The organism is Streptomyces sp. PH10-H1 (assembly GCF_030063355.1).
GTDB lineage: Bacteria > Actinomycetota > Actinomycetes > Streptomycetales > Streptomycetaceae > Actinacidiphila.
Genome location: NZ_JASISZ010000137.1, coordinates 1 through 8,584, shown reverse-complemented (window position 1 = coordinate 8,584; position 8,584 = coordinate 1). Strand labels below are relative to the sequence as shown.

The following is an 8,584-nucleotide window of genomic DNA, read 5'->3' as shown; positions in this document are numbered from 1 at the left end:
CCTGCGGCATCTCCCGCCACTGCCCGCCGGTCTTGAACCGCCAGATCACGCCCTCGAACTGCTGCCGCAGTTGCTCGGGATACGGGCCGAACTCGCCGATCGGCAGGTGTGGCTGAATGAACTCCCATTCACCGTCAGTCAGTTGCGCTCTCGTCACGCAAGTAGATCTACCAGTCCAAGCCCTGCGAGGAGGGCGAATCCCACAGAATGATCACGACCCGATACGCGCCCTAGCGCGTCTGTGACAGGCTTGTGACCGGAAATGTGTCTCCCGTCACGGCTCGATGTGGTTCGGCCTGATCCACTCGGCGAATGCGTAGCGCCTCGCTCTCCCTTCCCGTCGCCGTCGCCGGCGTCCTGCTGCTCACGGCTTGCGGATCGCAGACCGCCGCTTCGCCAAATGGCAACTCGGCGCAGGGGTCCGGCTCCCCGGACCTTTCCGGCAAGTCCTCCTGCGGGGCCCAGACTTCCGACTCGCCGGCTGCGCCCGGCGCTTCGGCTCTGCCGGGAATCCCTTCCGGTCCGGAGAAGGACGGAGTCAAGATCACCGGCTTGGGCGATGGCACCCGTGCCTGCGTCGAGTTCAACGTCACCAACCACGAGCCCGAAACCTTCACCTACACGATCCGCTTTGACTTTCTGTCGGAATCCGGTGAGGCCCTCGCACATCCGGTGCAGACAGTTCCATCCGTCAAGCCCGGTCAGACCGTGAAGAGCGCCCCGGCTTTCCCCCGGAACTCCTCGCCGACGGCCCGCAGCGTTTCCGCACCGGAGCCGCCGCACGCGGCCACGGACACGGCCTGGGCCTCACCATCGTCCTCGGCCAGGCTCATGTCATCGGCGCCCGCCTCACCTTGACCAACGCCGCCCCCCACGGAGCCGTAGCCACCCTCGAACTGCCCTACAGGGAGAGCTGACCAGCAGTTCCCCACGGCGTGCAGGAGCTCCGCAAGGCGTGAAGGAGGGGCGTAACGCTGCAATGGGGCACGGGCATCATCGGCGCCGAGAAGGTGGCCCGGACGCTCGCCGCTATCGTCTCGCCGTTCGCCCGGATCGGCGGGGTCGTGGAGCCACACGAGGTGAACGGCCAGCCGGGCGCGATCCTCCGCGACCGGGACGGCAAGGTCCTCAACACCTGGACGCTCGACATACTCGACGGACGGATCCCGATGATCAGCACGGTGCTCAACCCCGACAAGCTCGGTCCCGTGGGTCCCGTGGCGGACGCCTGGGCAGTCATCCGCGAGGCGAACCAGGCTCGCCGGCGCGCGGATTGAACCAAACAGCCGACTGCGCTCCAGGTCTGTACAGGGCGACCGGCCGTCGTGGTCGTCAGCGGCTGCTGTCGCTCGGCGCGAGCAGGTTGGTGACCTCGGCGAATGGCCTCGGGTAAGGACTTGAAGTAGCGCCGGTTGCTCTCCGGCCTCTTGTGCCGGGACTTGGCCATCAGTATGAGCAGGCTCGCCGACCGAGGAGCATCCCACCACCCCGCGCTCGGGCCCCACACCGGCACGCCCAGGGTCAGGACGGGTCCCGCTCGTAGCGGCGGCGGCCGGTTTGGCGTGGGGCCGGGCGGCGGCGCTGTTCGGTGGCGACCGGTGTGAGGATGGTCGCGTTGCCCTCGGGCTGGGTGGCGGCCCGGCCGGCGCTGTCGCTCACCTTGATCAGCAGGGCGACGAGCAGCCAGTTGGCGACCGAGGAGGAGCCGCCCTGGGCGAGGAACGGCAGGGCCTTGCCGGTCAGTGGGAGCAGCCCGGTGACGCCGCCCGCGACGACGAAGACCTGGAGGGCGATCGTGGCGGCCAGTCCTACTGCGAGCAGCTTGCCGAATGGGTCGGTGACGGTCAGCGCGGTGCGCAGTCCGCGTTCGACGAGGATGACGTAGAGCATGAGGACGAGGACGATGCCCGTCATCCCGAGTTCCTCGCCGACGGTGGTGAGGATGAAGTCGCTGCGGCCGGCGAAGCCGATGAGCCACGACTGGCCCTGGCCCAGCCCGCTGCCGGTGAGACCGCCGCTGCCGAGACTGAACAGGGCCTGGGCGGCCTGGTCGGAGATCAGGCCCTCGGGACGCTGGGCAGCGGGGAGGTAGATGTCGAAGGGGTGCAGCCAGGCCACCACCCGGCCGTGCACATGCGGCTCGAGGGAGCCGACGACAAATGCCCCGAGCACGGCCATCAGCAGGCCGAAGATCACCCAGCTGGTGCGCTCGGTCGCGGTGTACAGCATGAGGACGAACACCCCGAAGAAGATCAGCGAGGTGCCCAGGTCGCGTTCGAAGACCAGGACCAGGAGGCTGAGGACCCAAATCGCGAGCACCGGACCGGCGTTGCGGCCGCGCGGCAGGCTGATGCCCCATACCCGGCGGCCGACCAGGGCGAGTGCGTCGCGGTTGGCCATCAGGTAGCCGGCGAAGAAGATCACGATCATGATTTTGACGAATTCGCCCGGCTGGAAGGAGACCGGGCCGAGGTAGATCCAGCGCTTGGCGCCGTAGCTGTCCCCGGGAAAGAGCGCGGGTGCCATCAGCAGCGCCATCGCCGCCGCCATGCCCAGGTAGGTGAAGCGCTGCAGCAGCCGGTGGTGCTTGACCCCGACCAGCACCGCGATCAGGACGCAGGCGCCGACGACCGTCCACATCACCTGTCCGGGGGCTGCTGGAACCGCGTGGTACTTGACCGCGTAGGAGGCGTCGAGCCGGTCGATGATCACCAGACCCATGCCGCTGAGCAGCACCACGATCGGGAGGATCAACGGGTCCGCGTAGCGGGCGAAGAACCGCACCGCGAGGTGCGCGGCAAGGGCGAGGGAGCCCAGCCCCAGCCCGTAGCCCCAGATTCCGGACGGCAGCGATCCCTTCATGGCGAGGCCGACGGACGCGTGGGCGAAGGCCACGATCAGCACGGCGAGGGCGACCAGCGCCAATTCGGTGTTCCGCCGCTGTGCGGTCCACTGCTGGGCATCCAGTTCGCGCGTGTCCATCATGTGTCCTGGCCCCCTGGCCCGCCCGATAGGCATCTGTGTGCAGGCGGTCCCCGCCATGCCCAACTTGCATGATTGCGCAATATAGCAAATATATGGGGGAGTGCTGCCGTCCAGGTGTCCAACGGGGGACGCCACAGGAATACGAGACGTCACCGATGGCAGGCGCGCAAGCACGCATGGTGGACCCCGTGCCCCGCAATACACGCAGAGCTGCCTGCCCCCCGCACTAGACCGGCCGTTTCGGGGGCGAGGGCCATCGCCGGGTGTTCAAGGGGTTGTTCGCCTGACGGGCAGTTCACAGCCCCGAGCGGTAGCGGTGTTCGGGGCGGCCGGTCGTGCCGTAGCGAAGTTCCAGATGGACCATTCCTTCCCGGGTCAGGTAGGACAGATAGCGCTGCGCCGTTGCCCTGGAGACCCCGGTGAGTTCGGCGATGTCGGTTGCCGACAGATCGGCGCGGGCCGAGCGCACCGTCTCCCAGACGCGGGTCAGGGTCGGTGCCGAGTGGCCCTTGGCCGGGACGGGTGGCAGCGAGGTGGGCCGGGTGGCACTGAGCAGGGCGTCCACTTCGGCCTGGTCGGTCTCCGCCTCCGGTGGAAGGGAGTCCAGGCGCCGGCGTAGCGCCTGATATGCCGTCAGCCGTTCATCAAGCGCGGCGAATCCGAAAGGCTTGACGAGGTAGCCGACGACGCCCAGCGTCATGGCGGTGCGCACCGAGGCGACATCCCGCGCCGCGGTGATCATGATCGCGTCGGGGCGGGATCCGCCGTCCTCGGTCAGCCGGCGCAGCCAAGGGGCCTGATCAGCCGGCGGCGCGCTCAACGCGCCGAGACCACGCGCACCTCATGCGGCGCGGTCGGCTGTCGCGGCGCTTGCGACCGCCGATTCGAGGCAAGCGCACACGCCCGTGCCAACGCCCCGACGTCCTGTACGCCGACCGCGGGTACGACCACGACATCTACCGCAGCCAGGCCCGCGACCTGGGTATCCTCCCGCTCATCGCCCGCCGCGGCACCGAGCACAGTATCGGACCGGGCAAGAACCGCTGGGTCGTAGAAGCCGCGCGCGCTTCCGCATCAGGAGACGCCGAGGCTCACCTTCGATTGCATAGTTGCGCAATGTAGCAAGTTTCATTTAGCTTGGGAACCGTCATACCGGCACGGCCCGCGAGGCGCCTGCCACTCATCGTCTCGCGGGAAGGTGCCTCATGAGTTTCATGGACACGATGAAGGACAAGCTCGGCCAGGCCAAGATCAAGGCCGGTGACCTCGCGCAGCAGCACGGGGACAAGATCGAGTCCGGACTGGAGAAGGCTGCCCGCACGGTGGATTCCAAGACCGGCGGAAAGTACACGGCCAAGATCGACAGTGGCGTGGACAAGGCGAAGGGCGCCTTGGACAACATCAAGCCCAAGAACGGCGGTGACGGTGGCCACGGGGACTCCCCGGCCTGACCCCCGCACCCTCCCTGCCGCACCGACTGCCGGCCCTGGCCGAACGGCACTGAGCCCCTGACCGGCCGGTCGGGGCCGGGTCGGTCGGGGGACTGGTAGGGCGGGGGAACGGCGACCTCAGCCATTCCCCCGCCCTACCAGCGGGCTCTGCTGCCTACAGGCCCTGTCTCTGAGCACGGCCAGGCTCGCGATGATCAGGAATGGCGCGATCGGGTTGGCGTCGTAGAGCCCGAGGGTCTCCTTACCTCGGGATACTTCTCGAACAGGTCGCGGATGCCCTCGGTCTTCAAGGCCGTCTGGTCGTGCATGCGGCCGGGCCGGGCCAGACCGCTCCGGTCCACAGCGTGCTTCCCTTCTCGTCGGTGATCACAGTGGCCTCCCTGGTGTTCTGCTTGCGCTTGCCCGAGACGAAGGCTCGGCGGCCTGGCTTGTTCGCCTTCGGGCGGCGGACCTGAGCCTTCGTGCCGTCGATCCGAAGCTCGACGCCCTCGGCGGCGGCGTACGCGAAGACGTCTGCCAGGGTGCGGAGCCGCAGTTCAGGACGCCCGGGAACGGCGAAGCCGCGCGTGGCGAGCAAGGGGCGGATCTCGTGAACGGCGCGGGTGATCGTTGAGCGGTCCACGCCGTAGAACACCGCCAGCGCGGCGTGGGGGAGCTGGAAGCGCAGGATCACCAGGGTCACGATCACTCGATCGGTGAACACCAGCTCGTGGTTCGGTCCGGCGCCGGGCGCGCGCAGGCGCTCGTGGCCTCGGCGTGCGTGGAGCCGACCTGCCTCGGTGGCCATCCAGGGGTTGGCCAACTCGCCGATGAGCGGGCCGAGTCGACGACAGGACAGACCGGGCTGCCTCCGCCTCCGCCTCGGCCCTGGCCGTGGATTCCGTCGTCCTGTTCGACGGTGGCGTGGCACTCGGCCGCCGACGGTCTTCCCTGCGGTGGGGAACGTGCGGTGGCCACGTTGAGGCTGGCGCCCCCCTGTTGCCCACATCTAATACTTTGCTAAATTGCGCAATCATGCAAGTATTTTGGCGTTGGCCCAAGGCTTGCCGCGAACCACAAGGGCAGGTGGAAGTGTTCTTCGGTATCAGCACGCTCAAGCTGCTCACCATCCTGGTCGTCGCCGCGCTCGTCTTTGGCCCGGACAAACTGCCCCAGATGATCTCCGAGGCGATGGGGATCCTCCGCAAGATCCGCACCTTCGCAGACGGCACGAAGCAAGACCTTCGACAGGAACTGGGTCCGGAGTTCAAGGACTTCGAATTCGAGGACCTCAACCCGCGAACGTTCATCGCGAAGAACCTCCTCGCCGGTGACCCCTTCGGACTGGGGGAGATCCGGGACAGCTTCCGCCTCGATGAGGAGGCGGAAGCACTGCGCGACGCGGCCCGCACAGCCAGTAGCCGCGTTAACCTGACCAAGGCGGATCCCAGGCAGCCCGCCGAAGACGGCCCCTTCCACTACGACCCCGACGCGACCTGAACAAGTCCGCAGCCACACCTGCCAATCACTCTGCTGCCTGCCGGTCGGGTTGCCGCCACCGCAGAACCGTCACGACCGGAGGCTGGTGATGCCCGGCCGCGGGCGTTCACGGACCGGGGCTGACGCTGCTGGGCGGCGCCTCTGCCGGCGGCGGCTGAACTCTGGTTCTGGATCACTTTTGGTGCAGGTCTGACGGACGGTCACCGTCGCGTGGTCTCCGGCACGCGGGTCCGCGGGCTCTGATGGAAGCTGTGGGGACCGTCCCCGGAGCGCAGGTCGCGCCGCCAGGGCCGGTACAGCACCTCCGCCAGGTCGGGGCGAGTGCGCACGACCTCGTTGTGCACCGCGACCGAGCTGACGATGCAGCTGAGTCCGCCGGACTTCGCCGGCCGGACGCACGGCAGTGCGACGACATCGTTCGGATCGGCGTGGTAGCCGAGCTGCCCGCTGTGCTGGTAGCTGTAACTCGTCGAGTCCGATGGGTCGACGCCCAGGTCACGCATATGACGCCGATGCTCGCCCGGACCCTGCGCGGCGGTGCGGCCGACGTGGCGGCCCAGTCCCAAGGCGAGGATCTCGTACTGGTGCTCGCTCAGGTCGGCGACGGGCGCACCCTGGAGCAGCGCGAAGCCGTGGCCGTCCATCAGCTCGCCGAGGAGGCTGGCGAGGACGGGGTCGAGTGTCGGCAGCGGAAAGTCCTCGGGTGAGAAGTCGGCGAGTGCCAGGCCCGCCGACTCCACCGACGCCCTCCCAATCGCGCGGTCGGCACCCCGGCAAGCACCAGTGACAACGAGCCCGCCTTGGTGACAACTATCGTGCGTCGGGCCAGGACCTTCTGTGACCTGGCGCTGTCGTTGGCCGGTTGGCCTGCCGGCGGGCTCACCAGCGGGCAGGCCGCTGGTGACGAACAGCTGCCCGGCCAGCGACATCAGCAGATCACCCACCAGCATCGCCGGCCACCTCGTGCCGGCGATCACACCCCCGCAGGTGCAGCCGGCGGAGACCTTGCAGCGCGGCGACGGGGCAGGGGCGTTGAACCCATTTAGCGTGATAGTCGTCCTCACCCGTGGTCCTGCCGGCGACCTGTTCCGAAGTCCCGATCGCAGTGAACGGCAGGACCCTGCGTGCCACGCGGACAAATGGAAGGTCGGGACGGAGTGAGTCGCCGGGCCCGGTGTGAGCCTCGTCATATGACTCACGTCACATACGACTCCGGATAGTGGTCCACTTTGCCAGTGCGCCTGGCGTGGGCACGGCGGAAATGGGTTGTCGTTTCGGCGGCGACGATGTCGGCTAGTAGCGCCGGTGGTTGCTGAGCGTTTTCCCTGGCGCTAGACATCTCCCCACCCGAAGAGCGCGACCGCAGAAATCCCGTCCCATTTCTGCTCGGCGTAACGCGTTCACGCACCCGGAGAGATGGGGTCAGCCATGGGCAAACATGCCCGGAAACACCCGAATCGGACTCGCCTTGCCGTCGTTGCCACGGCGTCGGCAGCCGCCGTGACCGCGACTCTTGCCTGTACTGCTCTGCCAGGAATTCCGGAAACGGCCGACGCGCAGAACGCGTCCGGGCCGGAAGCCGCATTCGGGCGGAACCCGCGGCCCACGAGCGACATCAGGTCCCAGCAGGCAGGCATCGTCCGGCAGAATGTGCAGGAGGCCGAGAACGAGGCCGAGGCCGGGTCGAAGGCGGAGGCGGCCGCTCGGTCGAAGGCTGAGGGCCTCAGGAAAGCCGAGGCGATCAGGAAAGCCGAAGCCTGGTCGAAGGCCGAGGCTCGCACCAAGGCCGAGGCTCGCAAGCGCGCCGAGGAGGCCGCTCGGAGCCGCCAGAACTCAGCCCAGCGCGCCGCCCGATCACAGGCGCCGCAGCCCCCCGTCAGCGCGACGCCCGACGCCACCGCGTCCGTCGCCTACACCGACGACCTCGACGGCTGGATCAAGCACTCTCTGGCTGTCATGGCCGAACACGGCATACCCGGCACCTACGACGGCATCTACCGAAACATCATCCGGGAGTCCTCGGACAACCCACAGGCCATCAACCTAACCGACTCCAACGCCGCGGCCGGCACCCCGTCCAAGGGCCTGCTCCAGGTCATCGACCCGACATTCCAGCAGTACCACGTCGCGGGCACCTCGATGGACATCTACGACCCGGTCGCCAACATCACCGCCGCATGCAATTACGCGGCCGCCAACTACGGCTCGATCGACAACGTCGACTCGGCATACTGAGCCCGCCATCTCCGCAGCGATCACCGCGACGCCCGGACCCGACACACCCTTACCGGCCTGTTCCACCGAACCAGAACGTGTCGGAGCAGCGGGAGCGGTGCACGCGTACCGCGGCGTCGGAGTGTCCCTGTACTCCTCGGCGGTCTTCGCCTTCGCACCGGAAATCGCCCTCGCTTTCCACCGAGCCTTCACCGAGAACGACGACCTCACGGCGGGGCGGCTCCTGGGCGGGTTCTACCTCTGATCTTGCGCGGTGCTCCGCCCTTTGGGGCGGGGGTGAAGCGCATCCTTGGCCTGGAGGCGCGAAGCGCCGGAGTTCCGTGTGCCTCCGGGGTAACGGTCAGGATGTTGGGCGTTGCTGGTTCTCGATGTACTGGCGGACGACGGTGAGCGGTGCGCCGCCGCAGGACCCGGCGAAGTAGGACCCGGACCAG

At 68.0% G+C, this 8,584-nt stretch carries 9 protein-coding genes and 4 pseudogenes; 7 read left to right on the top strand and 6 right to left on the bottom strand.

Going from position 1 to position 8,584, the window contains the following annotated elements:
- A partial coding sequence (locus QMK24_RS39730) for a transposase (RefSeq protein ID WP_283471770.1) occupies window positions 1-157 on the bottom strand: 157 nt, incomplete at its 3' end.
- Between the two features lie 550 nt (window positions 158-707).
- Here QMK24_RS39730 and QMK24_RS39725 point away from each other — a divergent pair.
- A pseudogene (locus QMK24_RS39725) lies at window positions 708-917 on the top strand (ATP-binding protein); the annotation flags it as partial.
- Window positions 918-1,010: 93 nt separating this feature from the next.
- Complete coding sequence (locus QMK24_RS39720; RefSeq protein WP_349307963.1) at window positions 1,011-1,277, top strand: hypothetical protein; 267 nt, start codon at window positions 1,011-1,013, stop codon at window positions 1,275-1,277.
- A 244-nt stretch (window positions 1,278-1,521) separates the two neighbouring features.
- Here the strand turns inward: QMK24_RS39720 and QMK24_RS39715 are convergent, their stop codons facing one another.
- Entirely contained in the window at window positions 1,522-2,985 is a 1,464-nt protein-coding gene (locus tag QMK24_RS39715; RefSeq protein ID WP_283471765.1) for an FtsW/RodA/SpoVE family cell cycle protein, read from the bottom strand.
- A 295-nt stretch (window positions 2,986-3,280) separates the two neighbouring features.
- On the bottom strand, window positions 3,281-3,805 hold the full coding sequence (locus QMK24_RS39710; RefSeq protein ID WP_283471764.1) for a helix-turn-helix domain-containing protein: 525 nt from the start codon (window positions 3,803-3,805) through the stop codon (window positions 3,281-3,283).
- A gap of 56 nt (window positions 3,806-3,861) precedes the next feature.
- Here QMK24_RS39710 and QMK24_RS39705 point away from each other — a divergent pair.
- Together QMK24_RS39705 and QMK24_RS39700 are read left to right on the top strand one after the other, a co-directional pair.
- Window positions 3,862-4,053, top strand: a pseudogene (locus tag QMK24_RS39705) (IS5/IS1182 family transposase); the annotation flags it as partial.
- 137 nt (window positions 4,054-4,190) lie between these two features.
- Window positions 4,191-4,436, top strand: a complete 246-nt coding sequence (locus tag QMK24_RS39700; protein ID WP_283471763.1) for an antitoxin — start codon at window positions 4,191-4,193, stop codon at window positions 4,434-4,436.
- A 242-nt stretch (window positions 4,437-4,678) separates the two neighbouring features.
- Here the strand turns inward: QMK24_RS39700 and QMK24_RS39695 are convergent.
- Window positions 4,679-5,223 (bottom strand): annotated as a pseudogene (locus QMK24_RS39695) (transposase); the annotation flags it as partial.
- Between the two features lie 284 nt (window positions 5,224-5,507).
- On the opposite strand from QMK24_RS39695, the gene QMK24_RS39690 reads away from it, so the two are divergent.
- Window positions 5,508-5,915, top strand: a complete 408-nt coding sequence (locus tag QMK24_RS39690; RefSeq protein ID WP_283471762.1) for a Sec-independent protein translocase subunit TatB — start codon at window positions 5,508-5,510, stop codon at window positions 5,913-5,915.
- Window positions 5,916-6,115: 200 nt separating this feature from the next.
- Here the strand turns inward: QMK24_RS39690 and QMK24_RS39685 are convergent, their stop codons facing one another.
- Window positions 6,116-6,655 carry a TauD/TfdA family dioxygenase gene (locus tag QMK24_RS39685; protein ID WP_283471769.1) on the bottom strand — a complete coding sequence of 180 codons (540 nt, stop codon included), beginning with the start codon at window positions 6,653-6,655 and terminating at the stop codon, window positions 6,116-6,118.
- 910 nt (window positions 6,656-7,565) lie between these two features.
- Between QMK24_RS39685 and QMK24_RS39680 the strand changes: the two genes are divergently transcribed.
- Together QMK24_RS39680 and QMK24_RS39675 are read left to right on the top strand one after the other, a co-directional pair.
- A complete protein-coding gene (locus QMK24_RS39680) occupies window positions 7,566-8,150 on the top strand; it encodes a transglycosylase SLT domain-containing protein (RefSeq protein ID WP_349307964.1) in 585 nt (194 codons plus the stop codon).
- Between the two features lie 103 nt (window positions 8,151-8,253).
- A pseudogene (locus tag QMK24_RS39675) lies at window positions 8,254-8,388 on the top strand (5-dehydro-4-deoxyglucarate dehydratase); the annotation flags it as partial.
- A 102-nt stretch (window positions 8,389-8,490) separates the two neighbouring features.
- On the opposite strand, the gene QMK24_RS39670 reads toward QMK24_RS39675, so the two are convergent.
- Window positions 8,491-8,584: transposase (locus tag QMK24_RS39670; protein ID WP_283471767.1), on the bottom strand; the 94-nt coding region annotated here is incomplete at its 5' end.